Source organism: Staphylococcus sp. GDY8P120P (genome assembly GCF_017892065.1).
Classification (GTDB): Bacteria; Bacillota; Bacilli; order Staphylococcales; family Staphylococcaceae; genus Staphylococcus; species Staphylococcus nepalensis.
Map to the genome: position 1 here is coordinate 321193 of NZ_JAESKI010000007.1, position 26290 is coordinate 347482.

23 protein-coding genes are annotated in these 26290 nt (G+C 31.1%); 6 read left to right on the forward strand and 17 right to left on the reverse strand.

Annotated elements, in window-relative coordinates:
• Window positions 1–83 precede the first annotated feature (83 nt).
• A complete protein-coding gene (locus KA900_RS05995; RefSeq protein WP_210139375.1) occupies window positions 84–1007 on the reverse strand; it encodes an AEC family transporter in 924 nt (307 codons plus the stop codon).
• Window positions 1008–1295: 288 nt separating this feature from the next.
• On the reverse strand, window positions 1296–1463 hold the full coding sequence (locus KA900_RS06000) for a hypothetical protein (protein WP_157772535.1): 168 nt from the start codon (window positions 1461–1463) through the stop codon (window positions 1296–1298).
• A gap of 731 nt (window positions 1464–2194) precedes the next feature.
• Here KA900_RS06000 and KA900_RS06005 point away from each other — a divergent pair.
• The gene (locus KA900_RS06005) at window positions 2195–3016 is read left to right on the forward strand and encodes a helix-turn-helix domain-containing protein (RefSeq protein WP_096808192.1); all 822 of its coding nucleotides are present in this window, start codon (window positions 2195–2197) and stop codon (window positions 3014–3016) included.
• A gap of 59 nt (window positions 3017–3075) precedes the next feature.
• On the opposite strand, the gene KA900_RS06010 is transcribed toward KA900_RS06005, so the two are convergent.
• From KA900_RS06010 to KA900_RS06020, 3 genes are all read right to left on the reverse strand, one after another.
• Complete coding sequence (locus KA900_RS06010; RefSeq protein WP_174221762.1) at window positions 3076–3642, reverse strand: DUF4064 domain-containing protein; 567 nt, start codon at window positions 3640–3642, stop codon at window positions 3076–3078.
• 125 nt (window positions 3643–3767) lie between these two features.
• Window positions 3768–4220, reverse strand: coding sequence for a MarR family winged helix-turn-helix transcriptional regulator (locus KA900_RS06015; protein ID WP_103373075.1), 453 nt, complete (start codon window positions 4218–4220; stop codon window positions 3768–3770).
• A 22-nt stretch (window positions 4221–4242) separates the two neighbouring features.
• The gene (locus KA900_RS06020) at window positions 4243–5676 is read right to left on the reverse strand and encodes a YhgE/Pip domain-containing protein (RefSeq protein ID WP_210139376.1); all 1434 of its coding nucleotides are present in this window, start codon (window positions 5674–5676) and stop codon (window positions 4243–4245) included.
• A 311-nt stretch (window positions 5677–5987) separates the two neighbouring features.
• On the opposite strand from KA900_RS06020, the gene KA900_RS06025 reads away from it, so the two are divergent.
• Window positions 5988–7166 (forward strand): hypothetical protein, encoded by a 1179-nt coding sequence (locus tag KA900_RS06025; RefSeq protein WP_210139377.1) that lies wholly within the window; start codon window positions 5988–5990, stop codon window positions 7164–7166.
• Between the two features lie 16 nt (window positions 7167–7182).
• A complete protein-coding gene (locus KA900_RS06030) occupies window positions 7183–8412 on the forward strand; it encodes a metal-dependent hydrolase family protein (RefSeq protein ID WP_210139378.1) in 1230 nt (409 codons plus the stop codon).
• A gap of 125 nt (window positions 8413–8537) precedes the next feature.
• Here KA900_RS06030 and KA900_RS06035 read toward each other — a convergent pair whose 3' ends face one another.
• The 11 genes from KA900_RS06035 to KA900_RS06085 all read right to left on the reverse strand — a co-directional run bounded on the left by KA900_RS06035 (window position 8538) and on the right by KA900_RS06085 (window position 21634).
• Window positions 8538–9938 carry a sugar porter family MFS transporter gene (locus tag KA900_RS06035; RefSeq protein ID WP_210139379.1) on the reverse strand — a complete coding sequence of 467 codons (1401 nt, stop codon included), beginning with the start codon at window positions 9936–9938 and terminating at the stop codon, window positions 8538–8540.
• A gap of 64 nt (window positions 9939–10002) precedes the next feature.
• Window positions 10003–11424 (reverse strand): L-arabinose isomerase, encoded by a 1422-nt coding sequence (araA, locus tag KA900_RS06040; protein ID WP_210139380.1) that lies wholly within the window; start codon window positions 11422–11424, stop codon window positions 10003–10005.
• Window positions 11425–11436: 12 nt separating this feature from the next.
• Window positions 11437–12132, reverse strand: coding sequence for an L-ribulose-5-phosphate 4-epimerase (locus KA900_RS06045; RefSeq protein ID WP_210139381.1), 696 nt, complete (start codon window positions 12130–12132; stop codon window positions 11437–11439).
• Window positions 12110–13717, reverse strand: a complete 1608-nt coding sequence (locus KA900_RS06050; RefSeq protein WP_210139393.1) for a xylulokinase — start codon at window positions 13715–13717, stop codon at window positions 12110–12112. Before KA900_RS06050 ends, KA900_RS06045 begins: the two co-directional genes overlap by 23 nt.
• A 148-nt stretch (window positions 13718–13865) precedes the next feature.
• Window positions 13866–14945, reverse strand: coding sequence for a GntR family transcriptional regulator (locus tag KA900_RS06055; protein WP_210139382.1), 1080 nt, complete (start codon window positions 14943–14945; stop codon window positions 13866–13868).
• 448 nt (window positions 14946–15393) lie between these two features.
• Complete coding sequence (locus KA900_RS06060) at window positions 15394–16158, reverse strand: SDR family NAD(P)-dependent oxidoreductase (protein WP_210139383.1); 765 nt, start codon at window positions 16156–16158, stop codon at window positions 15394–15396.
• A gap of 10 nt (window positions 16159–16168) precedes the next feature.
• On the reverse strand, window positions 16169–17104 hold the full coding sequence (locus KA900_RS06065; protein WP_210139384.1) for a 3-hydroxyacyl-CoA dehydrogenase family protein: 936 nt from the start codon (window positions 17102–17104) through the stop codon (window positions 16169–16171).
• A gap of 27 nt (window positions 17105–17131) precedes the next feature.
• A complete protein-coding gene (locus KA900_RS06070) occupies window positions 17132–18445 on the reverse strand; it encodes a GntP family permease (RefSeq protein ID WP_210139385.1) in 1314 nt (437 codons plus the stop codon).
• Between the two features lie 24 nt (window positions 18446–18469).
• Window positions 18470–19759: a histidinol dehydrogenase gene (gene hisD, locus KA900_RS06075; RefSeq protein ID WP_210139386.1), complete on the reverse strand. Its 1290-nt coding sequence runs from the start codon at window positions 19757–19759 to the stop codon at window positions 18470–18472.
• 110 nt (window positions 19760–19869) lie between these two features.
• A complete protein-coding gene (locus KA900_RS06080; protein ID WP_210139387.1) occupies window positions 19870–20859 on the reverse strand; it encodes a LacI family DNA-binding transcriptional regulator in 990 nt (329 codons plus the stop codon).
• Between the two features lie 304 nt (window positions 20860–21163).
• Complete coding sequence (locus KA900_RS06085; protein ID WP_210139388.1) at window positions 21164–21634, reverse strand: peptide-methionine (S)-S-oxide reductase; 471 nt, start codon at window positions 21632–21634, stop codon at window positions 21164–21166.
• A 145-nt stretch (window positions 21635–21779) separates the two neighbouring features.
• Here KA900_RS06085 and KA900_RS06090 point away from each other — a divergent pair, with 145 nt between their 5' ends.
• The 3 genes from KA900_RS06090 (at window position 21780) to KA900_RS06100 (ending at window position 24536) form a co-directional block, all read left to right on the forward strand.
• On the forward strand, window positions 21780–21998 hold the full coding sequence (locus KA900_RS06090) for a hypothetical protein (RefSeq protein ID WP_210139389.1): 219 nt from the start codon (window positions 21780–21782) through the stop codon (window positions 21996–21998).
• A gap of 309 nt (window positions 21999–22307) precedes the next feature.
• Entirely contained in the window at window positions 22308–23255 is a 948-nt protein-coding gene (trhO, locus tag KA900_RS06095; RefSeq protein ID WP_210139390.1) for an oxygen-dependent tRNA uridine(34) hydroxylase TrhO, read from the forward strand.
• A 363-nt stretch (window positions 23256–23618) separates the two neighbouring features.
• On the forward strand, window positions 23619–24536 hold the full coding sequence (locus tag KA900_RS06100; protein WP_210139391.1) for an AEC family transporter: 918 nt from the start codon (window positions 23619–23621) through the stop codon (window positions 24534–24536).
• Window positions 24537–24751: 215 nt separating this feature from the next.
• Here the strand turns inward: KA900_RS06100 and KA900_RS06105 are convergent, their stop codons facing one another.
• On the reverse strand, window positions 24752–25591 hold the full coding sequence (locus tag KA900_RS06105; protein WP_210139392.1) for a YitT family protein: 840 nt from the start codon (window positions 25589–25591) through the stop codon (window positions 24752–24754).
• Window positions 25592–26290 lie beyond the last annotated feature (699 nt).

Below are 26290 nucleotides of genomic sequence, written 5' to 3' on the forward strand. Positions count from 1 at the left end.
ATATCATAAAAAACCTGAGACATTAACTTGTCCCAGGTTCTTTGACTAATAACATGAAAATAATAATAAATTCAAATATTAATCTAGAATAATAATTTGGAAGCATAGATGACAACAACTACAGTAATGGAACTTAATAAAGTAGATAAAAAGACAAGTTCTGCTGCTAATTCTGGGTAATTATCATATTCTTGGGCAATAACAGAACTATTTACTGATGTTGGCATTGCAGAAGCAATAAATAGTGTTTGTGCAATAATACCTTCTATACCCATAATTTTAATAATTATAAATGCTATTATAGGACCAACTACTAATCTCACAAATATAAAAACATAGGTCGATGACCATTTGAGACTGAAATTGATATTAGCGATCTGTGCACCAACCATAATTAAAGCAATTGCAATCATTGCATCAGCCACGTAATTAGCTGGTGTCCAAATAAATTCCGGTACGGGCACATCAGCATAATTTAAAGTAATTGCAAATAGTAAAGCGTAAAGCACTGGCATTTTGAAATAGCCTAACATAGCTTTGAGTTTACCAATTTGGGCAGACTGAATCGCAAATATACCGTAAGAAAAGGTGAAAATATTTTGTAATGACAGTACGATTACTTGTACTGACATTGCCAATGGATCCCCTTTGAACACTAAATCGTTAACTGGCACCCCATAATTGCCAGAGTTAAAAAATAATACACTATTCGTTAGTGTTGTAGCTTCACCTTTATCTCTCTTTTTAAATAAAGTTAAAATTTTACCAACTAAAAAAAGAATAAATATGTATATAATGAAAAAAGCTACTATATATAATAATAAATGTATTTCAAAATTCGTCTTATAAAACTTAACAAAAATAAAACCCGGTACAAACACATATATATTCAATTTTGCTAATGTTTTTAAATCTAGGGTGAATTTTTTCTGTAAGACAAACCCCAGTATAATCATTATAAAAATAGGTAGCAACACAGTTCGCAATATGTATAACATTTCACTCATGGTAGAACACTCCCCTTTAAGAAAAATTATACATGAGTCATATCTATTTTTGTTAAAAATGCATCAAATGTTTTATTTATAAATAGGCGCCGCCATTTAATAGTACTAAGCATTTATACATTACTATTAAAATTAGGAGCGAAATAGAAATCAGAAAATTAAAATATGATTCCCTACTTTTGCTCCTATAATGATACCTAAATTTTTAAAGTTTCGTGTATAAATTAATTTATACACTTATCATTTAATAACTTCTTATAGTTTACGATTATAACCTTGAAAATTATTTTATTTGCCGTTATTACTATCTTCTTTTTCGTTTTTATTTTCATTACTTATGTTATTTTCACCTTTATTCTCTTGTTCTCTTTTGTTTCTTTTCTTTTCTTCCATAATTGACATAACTATAAACCCAATGACCAATAATGGTGTAAGGATACCAATCATCATCATCATTTAACTCACCCCATTTTATTAATTTCACTTTTAATTTTTATACTAATACTTTATTACCAATTTACACGTTTTTAGAAACTTCCTCAATAGAACAATCAACCTATTTTTTATCTATGAAAAATAGCACTTTAAAGTTTTACTTTTAATAGCTACTTTAGATGAAGCATATCAAACACTCTCCTACCTCTTAAAAATTTAATTATTTACGCTTAAATGCACTATCTATTTTCTTTTCTAAAAAATAGTTGCTTTTCATGCTGTCTCTTCTCCTCCTATTGTTTTTAAACTTTTATTTATATATTATAAAAGTAAAGTAGCATAAAAGAATTTTTATAAATGATTATAACAACATAAAGCAAAACGAGATAATTCAGAGCAAAATAGATATTTGGAAAACCTTATGCATTAGTAAAAATATATTGTTCACTAATTTTTCGATATTTTCATTACTATTATGAGTTAAAATCCAATATATTATAAATAAATATATATAATATCCATTTTTTTACTTTAGTATTATAATTTTTCATAGTTTTGCGATATTAATTGACTATTCTACTAATGAAGCAGTAATATTTTAATAATAAAATTCTATTCAAGACTATTCACAAAAATGTCTCTTAGCATGATAGGTAATAAGTGCAACACTATAAATGCAAAGGGTCATCTTTGTTTAATGTAAATTAAACCTAATTAAATTTTGCGTTTATCAACCTTTGGGAGTGGAACAAATGAATTACAATCAAATCATCTACGCTGAATATGACAAATTAGACCATTTAAATACGCCTAATTTTTCAAATTTATATTTAGTTATTTCAGGTGTTTTACATTTCCAAAAGTTAGATTCAGATTATGTATTTCAACGTGGTAATGTTTTTGTTGTTTATGATTTTGAGGAAAACTTAATCATTCACAGAACAGGAATTCTTGCTTGTATTTCAATAAATAATTTAAGTTATAATCGTTTTTCATTAGTAAATAGAGAAGACCTAATAAATAAATCTCAGAGGTCTAAACTTATAACTGAAACTTATATAGAGACTTTGAAAGCCATTCTTAAAAATGATTCATTTAACAGTGACATTGGCGTTATTAAATTAATTAATTATTTTAGCCCTACAAAAACACGTTTACATACCAACTTATCCTACTCAAATAAATTAATTAAAAATGTTGTTGAATATATTAATCAAAATTACAAACAGCCCTTAACACTTGATATATTAGCTAAAAAATTTTTTGTGAATAACAGTTATCTATCTAGGGAATTTTCAAAAAAGATGAATATTTCTTTAATAAAATATATTAAAAAGGTAAAAATTTATAGTCTTTCTAGAGAATTACTAGATAATGGAAACGGAGAATCAACATGGCGTAATTATGGCTTTCGTTCATATAATACATATTTAAGAGACTTTAAAAAGGTGATGAAAATGACACCAAAAGATTTCATCAAACAACACACTTATAAAAATGAAAATACTAGTATTGAACATCATCATTTATATAATCAACTACAGCTTCTTTTAGATGATATTAAACCTACATAATATGCCATTTAAATAACAAAACCAAGCTTTCCTTTAAAAGGATCACTTGGTTTTGTTGGTTAATATTTATATTTATTATCGTCATCTGAATCTGTATATTTATCTTTAATTTCTTGTTGTTCGTTCTCTTTTTGATCTTCAGACAACACATATGAATTATTATGCTCATTTACTTGCGATCCATCTTTAATATAAGGGTTAGCATCATCTTCTGCATTTCTCGTATAGATAGGATCTCTCGGTTTTCTCACGAGCAACATAATACCTGAAACTAGCCATAATATGGCATTAATCCAATTACCAGCAAATGAAATAACGCCTACAATGATTAGTAAGATACCTGCCGCCTTTGCTTTTTTGCCAATTAACACCGCACCAATGATCGCGATAATTAATAAAATAATTGATAACACAAGTCCTGCTGTTACCAGTCCACTAAGCATATTGATAACCGCTTCTCCATTTTCGTATGTGATGGTACTGTCGCTTTCCATCATCGACTGTATCATGGCATCTTTCATTGACCCGTTTCCGAATAATGGTAGGAAAATCGCAAGCACAATCACGCCAAGTAATTGGAGCCCGATACCAATCCAAGCAAGCACGCGTTCAACAGTTCTTTTCATCATGTTACACTCCTTGTCATCAGTTTATGATTTTTTCCAATTAGTACACTTTTCAAATTATGTAATTCAGTATACTAATCATTAATATACAAGTCCATGTATAACACAAACAATTTCCCAGGTAATTATTTACTTTTTCTAAAAGCATCATCAATACGTTCTAACTGATTTACAAAATGTTCTATTTCCTCAAGTGTAAATCGGTTACCTAAACGTTTTTTCACTTCCTCTGTCATTGTTTCAGTAGCTCGTTTCAAAAACATTTCACCTTCAATACTTAACTGTACTAATTTAATTCTTTTATTATTCGAATGTGCTCTTTGCACATAACCCATTTCTTCAAGTTTACCAATACGTTTTGAAGCAGCTGTTTTAAATATATTTTGTAAAGATGCTAGCTCATTTATCGTAACTTGTCCTTCTGTTTGGATAATTCTCATCGCTTCTATTTGTTCTCTTGAAAGTAAGTTAGTCAAGCTAGAGTCGTTTACCATTTCAACAATTTCTTTATTTAAATACAACATGACGGTTTGAAATTTACGAATTGCATGCTCAATCGATTGATCTACGTTATCCATAACATTACACCCCTATATCACATTATTTGAATTTAATAGAAAATGGTAATTTATCTCGTCTATTAAACCATATTAAAACTAAATATTGTAATAACATCATTACGATAATAAGGGTAATGAGCAATGCTACGACAAATCCAAAGTCAAAGTGACCAGCATTTGTAAATATAGCTTCCCTATAACCTTGAATAGCGTAAGACATTGGTGAGAATGGGTGAATCCATCTGTAGAATGTACTTGAAAGTTCAATTGGGAACATACCTTCACTTGCACTTAACTGTAAGATTAAAAGAATCATGGATATAAATAATCCTATTCTATCTAAAAACAACATCAATAATGAAGTTATAGTGATTGCGGCAATCCCCCATAACAACCCAACTAATATAAATTTCCATACATTACCAACTGTCATATTAAAGACAAATAGTACCCAACTACTCATAAATAATGCAGCTAGTGCACCTTGAACAATATATAAGGCAAATTTGCCTAAAACTTGTCTTGTTGCGGATGTATCTTTACTAATTGTTTTACGTAATGGATAAATCGCACTAAATGATAATGCAACAACAAATAAACTTACACTCGCCATATAAGGAACAATCGTTGCCCCGTATTGATCGGCGTTAGTGGGATTATTTTCTTTTACTTTAGTAACATCGTTAAGTGCTTTTTCATTTTCTGATTCAAATGATACGTTACTTTGCTGACTAACAGCATCATCAATTTGCGCTTTCAATTGATTATTATTTTCTTGAAGTTGTTGTAAGCCAGCCGTTACTTGTTGATTACCTGTCAATAACTCTTGAGCTGGTTGTCCAATCATTGGCAACAATTGTTGAATGCCATCGGTCACCTGTTGGTTACCATCAATTAATTGGTTTTCCGCATCTGACATTTGTCCTAAAGCATCTGATGTATCTTGGTAACCTGATTGTGAATCCTTAGCAGTAGCAAATAATTCATTCAAATAATTTGACCTAATATTATCTTTGATTGTTGTAGTGACAGTATTGATCGCTGAGTTTGCAACTTGGCTACCTGTATAACTAGAACCTGGATTTACTTTAGTTTCTAGGTTAATTTTTTTTGGATTTTCATCTAATATTGTCGTTGCATTAGCTGAAGCATTTTTTGGCACAATAATTGTGCCGACGCTTTCGCCACGATTCAACTGTTTATCCGCTTCTTTTTCAGAAACAACTTGGAATTTAAAATTGTTATTATCCTTAAGTTTATCTACTAAATCATCACCAATAGTAATATCTTTGTTATTGAGTGTAGCTTTTTCATCGTGGTTTACTACAGAAATTTTAAGGTTTTCTGTCTTGTCATATGGGTCCCACATTGATCCTACAAACAAAGCCACATAAAGTAATGAAATCAGCGATATGGCAATTAAAGAAATTAGCAACATTTTGTTTCTAAATATAAATCTAAATTCATTTAACATCTTTTTCAACTACCTTCCTATTTGTATTTCCCATACACCATTGTTAGTTTTAATAATTTTAATGAAACATCAGTTCAAGCGTATTTTAATGCATAGTACGCTAACTTTCATAACTAGCAAACATTTGCAAAACCAATTAGTACACCCCTTGTACATTTTTGTATCATACGCTTTTTAATAAAAATTGTCAAACAAATATTTTTGTCATATTAAACAAAAATATTTTCAGAAAATTCAATTATTATGGTTAATTTTATATTTTTTTAATGCTATGATACTTACTATCACTTTATTTAAGGAGGTAAGGCACATTGTGGAGTGAACCTATTATTTCAGCAACTGCATTATTTGCTCTGATTGCATTTGGAGAAGTTATTTCAACATTAACAAAAGCTAGAGTGCCTATGCTTTTAACATCAATGGTCAGCTTTTTATTATTAAAATGGGCAGGTATATTCCCTGAAAATATTCTTGATTCGGCTATTTTACCTTCATTAGGTGCATTAGCCATAGCGCCTGCCATTATGCATATGGGCACCATGATGCCTTTATCAATTTTAAAGACACAGTGGAAGGCTGTTATTATTTCACTATTTGGTATTGTGGGTTCAACAGCTATGATTTTGATCATCGTTACCTTAGTTTATGATTTCCGCATTGCTGCTTCAGGTGTAGGCCCTATTTCGGGCGGTATTGTTGCACTACTAATAACAATAGATAAATTAAATGAACTTAATTTAAGTTATCTCATTGTTTTACCTGCACTTGTCCAAGGCCTACAAGGTGTTATCGGCTTACCTTTAAGTTCTATTATTATGAAACGCTATGGCGCACATTTTTTAGAAAAAAATGCTAAACATTTTCAATCAAGTTCACAAGAAGAAGATGCTAACATACAAGCATCAACCGTACATACTTTGCATGATAAACATCCTATTTTACGAAATAATACGCTGAGATTATTTATTATGTTTGTGCTTGCTAGTTTAGCTTTTATCATCGGAGAGGTTACACCAATTCATTTTACGCTTATTAGCTTATTCTTTGGTATCGTTGGCTTGAAATTAGGATTATTTGAACAAGCAGAATTAGAAAAAAATAAATCATTCACTTTAATTATTGTAATTATCATGTTGATTGTCATAGGTTCGATGGGCGATATAACACCTCAAGACTTGTGGCATCATCTACCAGCTATTTTACTCATTTTATTGATAGGTACGTTTGGTATTTTAATCGGTGGTGCACTTGCTGCTAAATTAATCGGATGGCGCTATACAAAGGCCCTACCGGTAGCTTTAACGGCATTATACGGCTTCCCTGGCGATTACATGCTATGTGAAGAAGTCAGTCGAAGTTTAACAAAGAATAAAAAAGAACACGACGCACTTTTCAAAGAATTACTAAGTCCTATGTTAATAGGCGGATTTACATCGGTAACAGTAGCATCAGTTGTTTTAACAGGTATATTAATGAATTTTATTAAATAATAAGGGAGACATTTTAATGATTATAAAAAATATAAATCTTATAGACGGAACTGGTAATGAATTACAAAAGGAAGTAGACGTGCTTATTGAAGATAATCAATTTAAGACTATTGGTAAAAATTTAGAAAACTCAAACCATGAAATTATAGATGGTACTAACAAATATTTACTACCAGGCATAATAGATAGCCATGTCCATATCATGGAAGAAATGAGACCCTTAGATGAAAAATTAACCACTCCTTTTTCATATACATTTTATAGAGCAATCGATCACCTTAGACGTACAGTAAATTGTGGTATTACTACAGTACGTGATGCGTTAGGAGCTGATCAAGGTATTAAAGAAGCAGTACAAGATGGTTTAATATTAGGGCCTCGCATGCAAATTAGCATTAATGCATTAACAATTACTGGTGGTCATGGAGATAAATTAACAAAGTCTGGTATTACTATGCCTAGTTTTATTGAAGATTACCCCGGTTTACCTACTGGTATATGTGATGGAGTTGAAGAAGTACGTAAAAAAGTAAGAGAAATGCTACGCGCTGGTGCAGATGTAATCAAAGTACATGCGACAGGTGGCGTAACAAGTCCTACAGATCATCCAGACTTTACTCAGTTTTCAATTGAAGAGCTTAAAGTAATGGTAGAAGAAGCTCAATTCAGAGGTAACCGTAAAGTAATGGCACACGCACAAGGTTTACAAGGTGTTAAAAACTGTATTGCTGCAGGAATTCATTCTATAGAACATGGCATTTATCTTGATGATGAAGCAGTTGAAAGTATGAAAAAGCAGGGTATCTTCCTTGTACCAACTTTGCTAGCGCCAGTTTCTGTAATTGAATTTGCAGATGAGCTGGGCATGTCTGAGGCTTCTATTCAGAAATCAAAAGAAGTCTTAGATGCACACACTTCAAGCTTTACTAAAGCTGTAAATGCAGGTGTAAAAATTGCAATGGGCACGGATGCTGGTGTATTTAAGCACGGAACGAATTTACGTGAACTAGAATTGATGGTTGAACACGGTATGACACCGATGCAAGCTATTGTAGCTTCAACTAAGGTTTCAGCAGAATGCCTTGGTTATGATGATGAAATAGGAACAGTAGAAGCAGGAAAAAAAGCAGATTTTATTATAGTAGATGATAATCCATTAGATAATATTGGATTACTTAAAAATCCAAATAACATAAAAATTGTAAGTATTGATGGCAAGGTTGTTAAAAACTACGACAAAAATTAATCTTTTACATTCTATTTTAAAGATAAAAATAATAAAATAAGTGAAAAAATTTTTAAAAACAATACCCCGTCGTGCATCATAAAAATTGATACGCGGCGGGGTATTTAAATTAATAACCTTTAAAATTATCCTTTGACTTGTGCAGTTGTTTGATTTGAATGATGTGATTCTCCAATTTTCTCAATTTCTTCAAGCGTACGTCCCTTTGATTCCGGTACAAATTTTTTCACAAATATTACACCAAGAATACAAATAACACCAAATATTGCGAAGACTAATTGTTGTGAGAAATATGCTGTCATAATTGGGAAAAGTAATCCAACTAAAAATGATCCAACCCAATTTAATGAAGAAGCTGTACCTGAAGCAAATCCTCTAATTGCTAATGGGAATATTTCTCCTACAATAACCCATGTTAAAGGCGCCCAAGTAAATGAATAGAACGCTACATAAATACTTAAAAATGCTACAATCATTAATGGATTTGCATTAGGCAAAACCATATGGATGATTGCCGGCAAAATAAATGACAAGCCCATTACAGTACCGCCTAACATTAATAAGGTTCTTCTATTAAATTTATCTGCTATCCAAATAAATAATAATGATCCAAGTACGAGAATAATACCCTGAATAATGGGCCACATAAGCGCTGAACTTGCTGATCCTCCAGTAGCTTCTTCTACAATTAATGGAATGTAATAAAATATTGCATTTGCACCTTGAAATTGTTGAAAGGCTGCAACACCAAGCCCTGCAATCACAAGATATTTATATTTTCCATTAAATAATGTGGCAAGTGAATGCTTAACTTCGTTATTCCGTTCTTTTTGAATAATATTTTCAATTTCTTTTAGTTCATTTTCAATATTATTATTATTTCTTAAATTGCTTAATACTAATTTTGCTTCTTTAAATTTATTATTTTTTATTAAAAATCTTGGAGATTCAGGTAATTTCAATACACCTAAAAATAAAATTAATGCTGGTATTGCGGCAGCGCTAAGCATCAATCTCCATCCAACCTCAACTGACAAATCTCTTAAAAAGTAATCAACAATATAAGATAACAACATACCTGAAACTATCATCGTTTGATTCATACCAGATAGTTGACCCCGATATTTTGCTGGTGCCATTTCAGACATATAAGCTGGTACCAATGCTGAAGCTGCACCCACAGCTAAACCGAGTATTATTCTTGATATAATTAAAAAATAATTACCTTCATGAGGTGCAATGCCAGATAATATGGAACCTACGATGAATATCATAGCTGAAATTAAAATCATCTTTCTCCGCCCTAATTTATCTGATAATCTTCCTGCTAAAATGCCCCCAAATATAGCACCTAACATAACCGATGATGTAATTAATCCAATAATAAAACCACTGTCGATACCCCAATCTTCTCTTAAAAATGGTAAAGCACCTGTCATAACACCAATATCATATCCAAATAAAATGCCCCCAAATGCACCAAAGAAATAGATAAAACGATTTGAAACTTTACTGTTTACTTTCATCCCATTCACCCTCTTTTTTGTTCAAACACCAATTTTAATTTTGTGATGAGTTGCAATAGATAATTTAATTAATCAATACATATTCTGTATCAAACATATTTAATAGCATTTCAATTTGTTCTGTAGTTAATTTCAATGATAATACGGTATGATGGCCGCCACCTTCTTTTATCCACTGTTTCACACCTTTTTTCAACGATGGTTTCACTTCCCATAAAACTCTAGCGACTGGTAAATAAGGCGCGGGTTCTGTTAATGATTTTGCCTCTATTTCATTTATAATAAATTGGAAACGCGTACCTAAATCTAGCATTGTAACAACTACACCTTGACCTTGTTTACCATCAAACACTAATCTTGCTGGATCTTGTTTATCTCCAATTCCTAAAGGATTCACGATAATTTTAGGTTTATTTTTAGAAAGTGTAGGGTCTACCTCTAACATATGAGAACCAAGAATGTGAGATTGATTGCTTCTCAAATCATAAATATAATCTTCCATAAATCCTGTTGCTTCGTTTTGTGCAACTATTTTTAATAATCTATCGAGCGCAGCCGTTTTCCAATCTCCTTCACCAGCAAAACCATAACCTTGTTCATTTAATCTTTGTACAGCTAGACCAGGTAATTGTTTCATCCCATGTAAATCCTCAAAATTAGTAGTAAATGCGGTATAATCACCATCATCTAAGAATCTTTTTATCGCAACCTCGTATTTAATTTGCTCTATAACAGAATCATTAAATGCTTCTTCGCTATAACCCCTATAATCAAATTCGTACAAATCTTGATAAACCTTAAACAGTTGATTAACTTCAGCGTCTGTAACACTACGGATGTATTCAACTAAATCTCCGATACCATAATAGTCAACTGTCCAGCCATATTGAATTTGCGCTTCGATTTTATCTCCTTCAGTAACAGCAACATTTCGCATATTGTCACCAAATCTTGCTACTTTCAAATTAAAGCTTTCATTATAAGCATTAGCAACAAACATCCAATCCTTTAATTGTTGTTGAACTTCTGAATCTCTCCAATAACCAAAAATAATTTCATTGTTTTTATTTAATCGACGATTGATATATCCATATTCCCTATCTCCATGTGCAGATTGATGTAAATTCATGTAATCCATATCTATTTTTTCCCAGGAAATATTTTCATTATATTGCGTTGCGAGATGTAACAATGGCTTTTGTAATAGTTTTGTACCTCTTATCCACATTTTTGCTGGAGAGAATGTATGCATCCATGTAATAACACCTAAAACGTCATCTCTATAATTTGCTTCTTTCATAATTTCAGTAATCACATCAGATGAAATAGCTAATTTAGTTTGTAATTCGATTTCAAATGGTAAATCTCCTTCTGAATTCAACCCATCCGTTATATTCTGCGCATTTTCTTGTACTTGGGATAATGCTTCATCACCATATAGTTCTTGAGAGCCAACCACGAACCAGAATTTTTTTGAATTATTCATTATATTTCCTCCTTATTTTTGACCATAATATGCATTAGCACCGTGCTTCCTTTCAAAATGCTTATCAAGTATTTCTTGCGGCAATGTTTGAGCAAAAGGGTTTAATTGTCGTGTGAATATATTCATTTTGCATATTTCTTCTAATACTACTGCATTCATTACTGCGGATTGACAATCGTCTCCCCAAACAAATGGTGCATGACCATGTAATAATACTGCAGGCACTTCATGTGGATTAATATGCTTTTCTTTAAATGTTTCAATAATTACTTTTCCAGTTTCATATTCATAATTTTTATTTATTTCTTCATGTGTTAAAAATCTTGCACATGGTATTGCACCATAAAATGTATCAGCATGTGTCGTTCCCATTGCGGGTACTTCTAATCCAGATTGTGACCAAGTTGTTGCCCAAGGAGAATGTGTATGAACCACGCTCCCAATATCATCAAATTTTTCATAAATTACTGCATGTGTTGCCATATCAGATGACGGTTTCATTTTTCCTTCCACCACTTCACAATTCAAATTACAAACAACCATATCTTCAGGTTCCATCTCATCATAATTAACACCACTTGGCTTAATTACAAATAATTGTGATGCTTTATCAAAAGCACTAACATTTCCCCATGTATATTTGATTAATCCTCTTTGAGGCAATTCGAGATTAGCTTTATAAACTTCATTTTTTAATGTTTCTAGCATATGCTTTACCTCCTAAATATTTATAGAACAAACGCTCTATTGGTAATCCAAGTTTCATTTTCTCTACATAGTTATTAAAGTGATCTACTTCTTGTTTAACTGGCGATAATGTTTCTTCTTCAATATTTACAAAAACTATTTCATTTAAAAATTGTTCTAATGTTTGCATTGTTTCAAGCGATGTAAAATAAGAAAGTATAGCTATTCCCCAAGCTCCTCCTTCACTGGCTGTATTCATAACTGTGATATCATTATCCAGTGCTGAAGATAACACCTGTTGTGCAACACCTTTCGTTTTAAAAATGCCCCCGTGAGCGATTAACTTTTCTAACTCTATTGATTCATTTTTTTTCAACATATCCATACCAATTTTCAAAGTACTAAAAGCACTGTATAAATGCATTTTCATGAAATTAGCTAAATTGAAATTGTAATTTGGCTCTCTTACAAAAAGTGGATAGCCTTGTTCGACATTTGTAATATTTTCTCCTGAAACATAGTTATAAGATAATAATCCACCAATATTATCATCACTATTTAGAGAACTTCGGAATATTTGTCCGTACAACTCATCAAATGAAAAATCTACTCCCATTACTTTTAAAACTTCGCTAAACAGATTCATCCAATCGTTAATATCAGAAGTGCAATTATTTGTATGAATCATTGCCACTTCATTACCGTTAGGTGTCGTCACTATATCAATTTCAGGATATTTATCTTTCAATTCTTGTGATAAAACCACCATTGAAAATGCACTTGTCCCAGCTGATACATTACCTGTATTTGTAGCTACTGTATTTGTAGCTACCATACCTGTACCTGCATCACCTTCAGGCGGACACATGATACAACCAGATTCAAGATTATGAGAAGCATCTAAAAGTTTAGCGCCTTCTTTGGTCAAACATCCACCGCTTTCTCCGGACACGCTTACTTTTGGTAATATTTTTTCAATCGATTTATTAAAACCATGTTCTTGAAATAATTGGTTAGTTACATTAATCAAATCAGATCTATACTTTTTCTGATTAATGTCGATAGGAAACATACCTGAAGCATCTCCAATGCCAAGTATTTTTTCCCCTGTTAAATACCAATGTACGTACCCAGCTAATGTAGTAATATATTCCACTTGGCGAACATGACTTTCATTATCTAAAATAGCTTGAAAAATATGCGCAATACTCCATCTTTCTGGAATATTAAATTGAAATTTTTCGCTCAATATAGCAGCTGCTTCATTTGTGTTTCCATTTCTCCAAGTTCTGAAAGGTACCAGCAGGTCTTCATTTTTGTCAAAAGCTAAATAGCCATGCATCATACCACTAATACCTATGGCATTTACTTTAGTTAGTGTAAGATTATATTCTTGTTTTAAATTTTGTGTCATATCTTCATAACTTTTCTGCAAACCTATCCAAATATCATTAATTGAATACGTCCAATAACCGTTTATAAACTGATTTTCCCATTCAAAACTTCCTGTCGCAACTGTGTTTAAATTTTTATCTATAGCAATGGTTTTTATTCTAGTAGACCCCAACTCTATGCCAATGGAAATATCTTCGCTTGTTAAATTCATATTCAAATTGTTCAATTTCTCACACCCCTTTGTAATCGTTTTCAAATACATCTTATGATATTTGTCCGTACATGTCAATGTATTCAAAATAATGTACGGACAATAACAACCAAAAAAACTCAAATCAATATATAATTGATTTGAGTTTCTAAATTTTTCTAACTGAATCCCGTTCGATAATATATGTATCGAGGAGTATGGAGTCTGATTTTTCATTATTTTCTATAGCATTTATTATCCACTTTGCCGCTTTCACACCTAATAACTCTTGCGGATGCGACGTACTCGTTAAATTCATCTCACTCAACTTACTAAGGACCGAATTATCTTCTCCAACTATAGATATATCTCTTGGGATACGTATGTTTTTTTCTTTTAACCGCTGGATAATATCGTAAGCAATTTCATCATTATAGCAAACTAAAGCGGATATATTAATTTTCCTTTCAAAAATGTGCTGAACAATCTGTTCAATAACTTGTATTTTATTTTCTGTATCAAATGTATAAATATGTTCTCCTTTAAAAAGTATTGTATTGGCTTCAAATGCATCAAAATAACCTTTCATTCTCAATTTCCCTTGATTGTCATCAATTTTGGTAATTAATGCAATATTTTCATGTCCATGATCAATTAAATATTGTGTTGCTAAATAACCTGATTTGATATCATCAATCGCAATAAAAGGTAAATTTAATTCATCATATTTAGCATTTATCATTAAAATAGGAATATCTCTTTGTTTAAATAATGAATAGTAAGACAAATTCGGATTATAAACGTTACTCTTAGTAGGTTCTATAATAAGTCCGGAAACACCTTGGTTTAACATCATATCCAAGCATTTCTTTTCTTCGTCATGATTATTGTTAGTACTTGCTAATATTAATGAGTAACCTTGTTTCTTTAATTCATTTTCTAACCCCCTAATTATACTAGGGAATATATAATCCGAAACATATGTCACAACTACACCTATTTTTTTGGAAGCTTTACTTTGATTGGCATTCAAAAAATTATAACTGACATATGAACCTGAACCCTTTTTCTTTTTTATAAAACCATCTTGAACAAGCATATTCATTGCTTGTCGTACAGTATACCTACTTACATTAAACTTACTTTGAAACTGTTTTTCCGTAGGTAAAAGCATACCTGCATGGTAACTTTTATTAATTATTTTTTCTTTTATTTCGTCCGCTACAATTTGATATTTTGGCTTATTCATAGTTAAAAATCTCCTAATATTACCATATTATTATAACAATGCATATTATAGCATACGTCATACTTCCTTACTGAAACTAGAATAAAAACATAAAAAATGTTAAATTAATAAGTCTACCCGCCATTGTCATCAGTTTTTTATGTACTTTCTCTATAGTAGATATAAAACAATATACAATTAAAATAAAATCAAACGATAAAAAGTCCAATATAAAATGAATTCTATAGCTGAATTACTTTCTAACCATTCTTTATTATGTATAATAGATAAAATATTGAATTTCAATTTTGTTTATGCACTTTTTAAAGATCTATGAATTTTTTGAAAGATTGCTTCTACTTATAAAATTTAATACAAATTGACAAAAATAACGAGGACGTTTATATAGTAATACGGCCTCGTTATATATTAATTTCTCTACTTTATATATTTAAAAACATTAATTTCTTTAAATTGCAGTCCACCCGCCGTCAATTTTTATTGTTTCACCTGTAATAAAGTTTGACAAATTAGAACTTAAATATAATATTGCACCTGTAATATCATCTAATTTAGGTAACTTATGAAATAATACACGATTTAAAACGTCTTCTTTAAATTTTTCATCTTTAAACATTTCTTCTGTCAATTTAGTTTCAACAAACGTTGGAGCGATCGCATTAACATTTATATTATATTTTGCCCATTCTATAGCTAGTGATTTAGTTAATTGTATTACTCCCCCTTTACTCGAAGAATACGATGCTCTATTATAGTAGCCTACAAAACCAACTTGAGAAGCTACATTAATAATCTTTCCACCTTCTTCTTCCGCCATATAACGTCCGATAAATTTAGAAATAAAGAATAAAGATTTTAAATTTAATTCTAATACTTTATCCCAATCTTTCTCTTCAATTTCAAACGCAGGCTTACTAATATTTATACCAGCATTGTTCACCAATATATCTATACTTTTATAAATTGCAATTATTTGGTCAACAGTCTCAGAAACCTTATTAAGTTTTGTTATATCAAGTGAAAAAGCATTATGATTTCCATCGTAACGGTTCAGTATATCTAATGTTTGATTCAATGCATTATTATCTCTACCTATTATAATTACATTTGCTCCTAATTCAGCAAAATCTATTGCAACCTTTTGACCGATGCCTTTGTTACCACCAGTAATAACTACATTTTTATTTTCTAAATCACTAAAATTTTTTGGCAAAATAATCACCTTATTTCTCTTCTAAATCTCTTTTTAAAAAGTACATTAATACTTCATCTCTTTTATTTATAATTTCTTGAGTAGGATTTTCATCCCAATTGTAGAAACCTTTGCCTGTTTTATAACCCAATTCGCCACTTTGGACATGTCGTGCTAATGTTTCTCCAGAAAATTTATCTATGTTCAAATCCTCAAATAAATAATTAGAAATTGAACTAAACGTATCTAAACCACCTAAATCTGCTGTCATTAATGGCCCTATTATTGGATATCTTCTTCCAACACTATAAGTAACTGCTGCGTCAATATCTTCTTTTGATGCAACACCTCTATCTAATAAAGATTGAGCTTCTCTAAAAAGTGCGTATTGTAATCTATTCCCAATAAAACCTGGTATTTCTTTTTGAATTAATATCGGTTTTTTACCGATGGTTTCAATTAAATTTGTAGTACGGTTGACGACACTTTGACGTGTTACATCACTTTTCACAATTTCTACTAGCGGCATTAAATGTGCCGGATTCCAAAAATGCGTTATTATAAAATTGTCAGGAAAAGTATAAAATTGTGATAATTGATTTAATGTAAACCCAGAAGTATTACTTGCCAATATAGTGTCTTCATTTAATAAACCGTCTAAACGTGTATATAACTCTTTCTTCACTTCTAAATCTTCAGGAACAGCTTCAATTACAAATGTTGCATGTTCTACGGTTTTTTCTAAATTTGTAGAGAATATTATATCTTTTTTAATTTTTCTTAGTTGTTTTTCAGTAATTAATTCGCTACTATACAAGGCATCTAATTTATTTTCTATTTCTTTTTCAGCTAAATCCAAATCACTATCGTTCAAACTATACACTTGCGTTTTATAGCCAGCCCATGCTGTAGATAATGCGATTGAATGTCCCATGGTTCCACTACCGATAATTGTTATATTTTCCATAAACACCCTTCTTTTTATTAATAATAGTTAAAAACCTATCATAAATAGCGTTACTGCTATAATAACTGCAAGAAGCGGAATGATAACAGTCATTGCCCCAAAGGTAGGATAGGCATCTTTATGAGTTTCGCCGGCAATTGATCTAATAGTAGTAACAGCATATCCACCATGTGGTAAGGAGTCTAAAGTTCCAGATGACATAGAAACCGTTCTGTGTAATGCATCTGCATTAACTCCCATATCTAAATAATGCGGACCTAAAATAGGAAGTGCTATCGATTGACCACCAGAAGATGATCCTGTTAGACCAGCAATCACCATTACTGCAAATGCCCCAGTTATTAAAGGAGAGCCAGGTAAACTAGTTACGTAATCAATTGCACTTTTAAAGGCAGGGGTTACTTGGGCAACACTACCAAAACCAACAACAGCAGAAGTATTACCAAGTGCAATTAATGCTCCTTCAGTCCCGTTACCAACAGCTTTCCAAAAGTCTCTGAAATAAGATCTATTTAATATCCAAGTAGCAATAACACCACTCGTAAGGGCAATTATTAAGGCAGATTGTTCGAGTAAATCGTGCAAAATAAAAGCTACAACCAATACTATTAACAAAGGAATAATACTTAAAAATGGATTCGGCAACCCTTTTCTAGATTCAACCTCATCATTTTCTCTACTAATAAAATACTCGCCTTTTCTTTTAGCTTTTTTTATCATATGCATTAACCATAAATAGCCAACAATAAGCATAAATAATGCAGTAACTAAACTAACACCCCAACCAGCATAAGGGCTAGTATGTAAATATGGTATAGGAATCCAGTTTTGTATCTCTGGAGAACCTGCTGAAGTCATCGTAAAAGTTGTTGATCCTAACGCTAATGTTGCAGGAATAAATCGTCTTGGAAAATTAGATTCCTTAAACAAATTTACTGCCATTGGATATACCGCAAATGCCACAACAAATAAACTGACGCCACCATACGTTAATACGCCACAAGCTAATACAATAGCTAAAACTGCTCGTTTCATCCCTATTTTTTTTATTATCCAATGAGAAACACTTTCTGCTGCACCACTATCTTCCATAACTTTTCCAAATATTGCACCCGTTAGAAACATAAGATACCAAGAAGTGACAAAACCGGAAAACCCATCCATATAACTTGTCACGAAATCCGTCTGTTCCCCAACTGCAAGTTGGGAAAATAAAGGAATTCCATTAAATACCCCTACAATTAACGCAGACAAGGGTGCAGCAATAAGTAAATTCATTCCTCTCATAACTAAAATAGTCAATATAGCTAATCCACCAATTAATCCTAATATACCCCACATATAAGTATGTCCCCCTTTAGGAAATTAATTATTTCCTTTATCTCCATACTTTCTCACTCGTAGTAAAGCTTGCTCAGCATGTCCAGCAAAATTTTCATATTCACATAAACGCGCTGCGTATTCACCTATATAAGCACTTTGCTTTTCAGATGTTATTTTTTGATAAGTTACTGTCTTGATAAATTTACCTACCCATAAACCGCCTGTATATCGCGCTGCTTTTTTAGTCGGTAATGTATGATTTGTACCTATAACTTTATCCCCATATGCTACGTTTGTTTCTGGTCCAAGGAATAACGCCCCATAATTTGTTAAATTATCTAAAAAATAATTTGGATTTTTCGTTAAAACTTCAACATGTTCATATGCTAATTTATTTGCTTCTTTTATTGCTTCTTGTTCATTTTCTACGATTATTACTTGACCATAATTATCCCAAGATTCTTTAGCTACATCTGCAGTGGGCAAGGTTAGTAATTGCTTATCAATTTCTTCAATAGCAATTCTAGCAATTTCCTCAGACATAGAAATAATTGCACCAGGCGAAGTAGGACCATGCTCACCTTGTCCTAAAATATCAGTTGCAATCATTTCTGGTTCAGAAGATTCATCCGCAATTACTAAAGTTTCAGTAGGACCCGCTAATAGATCAATCCCTACTCTTCCAAAAAGTTGACGTTTTGCTTCTGCAACAAAAGCATTGCCTGGTCCTACAATCATATCAACAGCCTCAATACTCTCAGTACCTATTGCCATGCCACCCATTGCTTGAATTCCGCCTAAAATATATATTTCATCAGCACCAGCTTTATACATTGCATATACAGTTGTTTCTGGAACCTCTCCATTTATCGGTGGTGTACATGCAATTACTCGTTTAACTCCAGCGACTTTAGCTGTTAATATACTCATATGAGAAGAAGCAATCATTGGGTATCGTCCACCAGGTATATAACACCCCACACTTTCTACTGGTATATTTTTTTGACCTAAAATAACGCCTGGTAAATTCTCTATTTCAAAATCTTTCAATGATTCTTTTTGAGCTTTTGCAAAATTTTCAATGTTTTGTTGAGCAAAAGCAATATCATCTTTAACCTGTTGTGGTATGTTGTTTATAATTTTTTGAATCTGCTCTTCGTTTAATTTAAATGATTCCGGATTCCAATTGTCAAATTTAATAGACAAATCACGTAACGCTTTATCTCCTTCATTTTCAATTGTTTTTATTGTGTTACTTACAATTTCACTTACCTTCTCGTCAGACTGTTTGATATCTTCTTGATTTTTACCTTTTTTTAATATATAAGCCATATTAAAGTCCCCTTTCACTTTTGCATACGTATGCAAAAAAGATGTAAATTTCGTTGCATACGTATGCAACAATTTCATTCAATCTTATAGTAAGCGTTTTCAATTGTCAATCACTTTGTTGTATTTCTAAACTTTAACTTTCCTCTTAATTTTATTTGTTCTACCTTTTTAAAATCTCCATTAATTAAAATATTAATCGTCTCGTTTATCATTTGATCTAATGGTTGTGTCCAAGTAGTTAATTGATTATTGGGCCACGCTGCCATTTTAATATCATCAAAGCCTATTATTTCCATATCTTTAGGTATATCAAAATTCATCTTTTTTGCTGCTTCGAGAACCCCTAAAGCTGTTATATCATTTGCTCCAAACACACCTTCCGGCTTTTTGCCTTTCTTAAAATAACTCAGAGCTTTTTGGTAAGCTGTTTCAAAACTGAAATCTCCTTCAATAATATCTATATCTTGGCCTTTTTCTTTAAAATACTCTTTGAACCCGTATAACCTATCTCTATTAGTAGAAGTATTACTTGGTCCAGACACATACAAATTATTTGTATAACCTTTGTCCAAATAATATTTAGCTATTGATTTGGCAGCAAAGTAATTATCGCTTGATACAGAATTACAATTCAAAGTTTCATCATATCTATTAAATAGAATTACAGGTATATTTGAACTTTTTAATTTTTTTACTAATTCTGAAGATAATACAGCATCAGTGATTATAATAGATTCAACATTATATTCTATAAATTGATTAATTTCTTCCTGTTGAATTTCTTCATTTTCTGTATATACAAAAAGCACAGAATAACCAAAGGTTTTCAATTTTTGTGTAAATAATGATAAAACCTCATGATAAAATGGATTTTGTTTATTTTTCATTGCTATTCCAATTAATTTTGATTTATTTGTAATTAAACCTCTAGCTAAAGCATTCGGTTTATAATTCAATTCATCTGCTACCTTCATTACTCTTTTCCTTGTATTTTCTGAGACACTTTTACCTGGGGAAAAAACTCTAGAAACCGTCGATTGTGATACTTTAGCAAGTCTAGCTACATCTTCTGCTGAAATTTTTTTCTTTTCCAAATTCATCTTCCCTTCTACAAAATCATTGAATTAAATCAATGACTTACTTCACTATGTTTAACATTTACTTATAATGTCTAACTTTAAATTCACAATCATTGCTTTTTATGATCACTTTTCTATTTTATATCATACTATAAAACATTCTGTATAATAAGATGTCACTTCATTTAACAGCTTTCTCCTAGTATTCACAGTATTAGAGTATCTTAATGACATTATTTACCCCACGCATATTCAAAAAGATAAAAAGGAGGTGCAACATGCACACCTCCTTAATGTATTTAAGATTCATTTAAATCGTTTGTTACTATTTGTATTTATTAACAAGTTCTTTTGGTAAATGACAATAGTCGTTTGGAAATCTAGACAACCTATCTTGGTTTTCTTCTGCACTTCTCACGTAATTTGTTAATGGTAATACCTCTGTTGCAATAAGGTGATGGTCTTCAATCGCGTCTATATAAGCTTGCGCTTCCTTTAAATGTTTAACATCCTCACTGTATAATCCAGTTCTATATTTTAAACCAATATCTTGACCTTGTTGATTTACACTGTATGGGTCAATAATTTCAAAAAGATAGCCCATTAAATCTGAAACAGATACCTTTTCAGGATCAAAACCAGTTTTAATTACTTCTACATAACCATCATATTCACCATCTAGCGTGTCTGTAATACCATTTGCTCTGCCACCTTCTGTTTGAACTACGCCTGGTAACGTCTTAACAAATGCTTGCACACCCCATAGACATCCGCCTGCTAAATATACTGTTTCCATACTCATCTCTCCTGTTTAATTCTGTTTTTTTCTATCTGTTAATGAAAGTATAGTAACCATAGTTAAACAATGCAACATTTCATATTTTTCGATGATTGATTTTAATTTAAAAAGGGAAATTAAATAAATAATAAGGAGGTATTATATGCCTAAGGTTAAAGAAAGATTATTAGAAGATATCGAGGAAAAACCATCACGAACTGATAGTGACTTTAATTCTGAGAAAGAACTGCAAGAAAATGCCTTTGAAAGATTAGGTAAAGATGTTGTTATCATAGAGGTACTAGCAATTATGAATATCGTTTTTGCAGTCAGTACAATTAGTTTAATCGTAGCACTTATCTTTACTAATAAAAATAAATAACTTATATTTATGCTTTTTCCAACGATCATCTTTTGAAGATGCTATGCTTGGAAAGAGCATTTTTTTATTGATGAGATGAATGCAGTTTTAAAAAGTTTATATAAATATTTGATTTTGCAAAATTTTTAAATTGAATATTGTCCTTTTTTTGTTACAATATAGTGAGGATAATTTCGTCATTTTATAAAAATGATCAATAAATATTAACTTAATCATATTTATTATGAACTACTGTCGCACGAATACGTCAAACTAATAAGTTTATATAAAAACTATAATAGAAAGAAATAGATTAGAGGAGATCGAATTATGGATTATAGAGTATTATTGTATTATAAATATACAACAATTGAAGACCCTGAAACTTTCGCTACAGAACATTTAGATTTCTGTAAAGACTTAGAGCTCAAAGGGCGTATCTTAGTATCGACTGAAGGTATTAATGGTACTGTTTCTGGAACAATTGAAGCAACAGATAAATATATGGATGCATTAAAATCAGATCCAAGATTTGAAGGCATTACTTTCAAAATCGATGAAGCTGATGGTCACGCATTTAAAAAAATGCATGTTCGTCCTAGAAAAGAAATTGTTGCGTTAGATTTAAATGAAGATATCAATCCTAAAGAACTTACAGGTAATTACTTATCACCTGAAGAATTCAGAGAAGCATTGTTTGATGATGAAACAGTGGTTATCGATGCGCGTAATGATTATGAATATGATTTAGGTCATTTCCGTGGCGCTATTCGTCCAAATATAACACGTTTTAGAGATTTACCAGACTGGATTAAAGAGAATAAAGATCAATTTATGGATAAAAAAATTGTTACCTATTGTACAGGTGGTATTCGTTGTGAAAAATTCTCTGGTTACTTACTAAGAGAAGGTTTTGAAAATGTAAGCCAACTTGAAGGTGGGATTGCTACTTACGGTAAAGACCCTGAAACAAAAGGGGAATATTGGGATGGTAAAATGTACGTATTTGATGAACGTATTAGTGTAGATGTCAACCAAGTTGAAAAAACAGTTGTAGGTAAAGAATGGTTTGACGGCACACCGTGTGAACGTTATATCAATTGTTCAAACCCCGAATGTAACCGCCAAATCTTGGTTTCAGAAGAAAATGAAGCACGTTATTTAGGCGCTTGTTGCCATGAATGCGCTGAGCATGAAAGTAACCGTTATGTTAAAAAACATAATATCAGCGATGAAGAAAAAGCAAGACGTTTAGAAAACTTTAAACAACTTGTATAACTCCTTATACCTGAGTATAAAATAGAAAATTAATTTTTATAACAAATTATGATTACATCTTAACGAAGATAAACAAACTTGAAAACCAAAACCCATTTTCAAACTAATGATTTGTTCCTAAAGTAACTTTTAAAATCATTTTTTCTAAAAAAGGGGGCGTTCCAAGTATTTACTAGTGATATTATATTAATGGCCGAGACATGATTTGCGTCTTGGCCTTATTTCATTTATATACATAAGATTTACTTATCAATTCTAATCACAAACCTATATTTTACTTATAATAATTCTATGCTAACTTAATAGTAAATCAACAATTAATTATTGTTATTATGTATATTACTTAGAGATAGAAGGTTGCTTATGTTTGTTTTTATACTTTTAGAAGTTATATTACCTATTTTACTTCTAATATTATTAGGTTTTTTACTTCAAATGAAATTTTCATTTGACCTCAAACATTTTTCCACTTTAATAACATACTGTTTAATGCCTGCATCAGTATTTGTGAATATTTATCAAATCCAAATTGATATTGCCCTATTATTAAATATTCTATACTATATTATTATTTTCAGTGTTGTCTTAATTTTAATTGGAAATATATTATCTAAAATTTTACGTTTAAATAAAGGGGAAAGTGCAGCGTTAAAAAACAGTATTTCTTTAATGAATTCTGGAAATTATGGTCTACCAGTCAGTCAACTTATATTTAGTCAAAATCCAATCGGTGTTTCTGTACAAATTTTCACTTTAGTATTCCAAAATTTATTAACTTATTCATATGGCATGTACAACTTGCTATCAGCAAGCAAATCAATGGCTGACATCACTCGTGGATTCTTACGTCTTCCTGTGTTTCATGCACTTTTATTAGGCGTAATTTGCCAGATTTTTACTATTAACCTACCGCATACGATTTTAATACCACTTAATCAACTTTCGGATGGATTTGTAGCTATTGCGCTTATTTTATTAGGGGCGCAACTTGCTAGAATTAAAATTAACTTCTTCCATCGTGTTATCACGTGGTCACTTATTGGCCGTTTAATGTTGAGTCCGTTAGTTTCTTTAGTGGTTATTTACTTATTAGGTTTAGATGGTGTGGTAGCTCAATCACTTTTTATAGCTAGTGCTTTCCCTACTTCAAGAAACACTTCTACTATTGCCATGGAATACCAAGTAGAACCTGAATTACATGCACAAATTGTATTATTTTCGACATTATTTAGTATTTTCACAGTGACCACTGTCATCTTTTTGTCACGTATCTTATTTTAAAAAGTAGATGTAGAATAAGACAAAAATCTTATCTTCTTTACTTTCAACTATTTCAATACGATATTAAAAGCCGAGACATTAATTAGTCTCGGCTACTATTTATACATTAACATTCAATTTTTAAAATATGTTTGTTTTCCATAGTAATTTTAAAGATTAATAAAATAATTTTAGTGATATGTGCACATTTTATACGATATCCACGCTATCTTTTACTATTGTAATTTCATGAAGCCGTTACCTAACACATCCCTCACATCATGAATAACCAAGAAAGCATGCTCATCATAATTATTCACAATTTTTTTAATTCTGGCTAGCTGGTTTTGAGATACTACAACATAAAGCACGTTAGTTTCTCTTTGTTCATAACCACCTACCCCTTTCAACAATGTAGAACCACGTCCGGTTTCAGCATTAATTTGTTTACTAATACCCGCATTAAAATCTGAGATAACAGTAATCGCTTTTTTCGGATTAAACCCTTCTATGACAAAGGACATGCTTTTTTCAACAATAAATAGCATCACAATTGTATACAGTACATTTTGAATTGGTAATACAAATAAAAATGATAATACAATTAATGAATCAAGAATAAATAAAGCTTGTGAGGTCTTTATCTCACTATACTTATTAATGATTTTTGCAATAACTGATGTACCACCCAGTGTACTACGTGCAGATATAACAAAACCTGTACCTATACCAATCAACACTCCTGAAAAAATAGTATTAATAAAATCAGATTCTAAATTCAATTTTAAAGGTTCTGTAATTCCTAAAAATAGGGAGCTCGCCACTACTGTAACTAAGGTATATACTGCAGTTGTCTTACTTAAATATTTCCAACCGACAACGATTAGTATCATGTTAATAATAAGTGTTGTTAAAGCTGGTGATAAGCCTAAAGTATATTTTAAATTAAGTGAGATACCTACTGTGCCGCCCTCACCTAAATTTGAAGCTAAAACAAATGTATTTACACCTATCGCAATAATAAATGTGCCCAATAGACAGAAGCAAATATTTTTCAAATGGATTCTATATAACATTGCGTTAACACCTCTTTCTATAAACTAAATTAGCTTTTAAAACTGTTTTTTTAAATACAATTGTGTTATAACGACAACACAAAAAGAGAGCAGAACAGAAATCACATTTTTTAAAAAGATTTCGTTGTTCCGCCCAACAAAGATGACTCAAATCAAAGTACTAAAGCTTTTCATATGGAGTAACAAACTTCATAAACGAATTACTTGAGTTATGAATCAAGCATAATATTATAGTAAAATAAGAAATACCAACATTTTAGAAGCGCTATTTTTTAAAGCTACATACGAAATGGGTTTTTATTTCAATCATCTATTGCCAATACCATAAACCACCTTAGACTCGTTATTTATGTCCCAATTTTGAATGTTTCTGTTAAATTTTACAACACAAGCATATATAATAATAAAAATGTGCATTTCTTTCAATACATCCGGGTTGATTTTTATATTTATCAACTGATTATACTTTGTTTAATACAATCAGTTGATTATTGATATAAATATACCCTTTCATTTCTGATAAATCCTATGCTTTTAAGTAAAATTTTTCACACAAAAACCCCTAGGTTCTAATATTAAGAACCTAGGGGTTTTGCTTTACCTTAAGATCAAATACTTTTGGTTACTGACTTATATTAAGCAGTTACCCATTGTGAAGCACCTTCAGATTCATAAAGATCCATTGCTGCTTGATCTTGT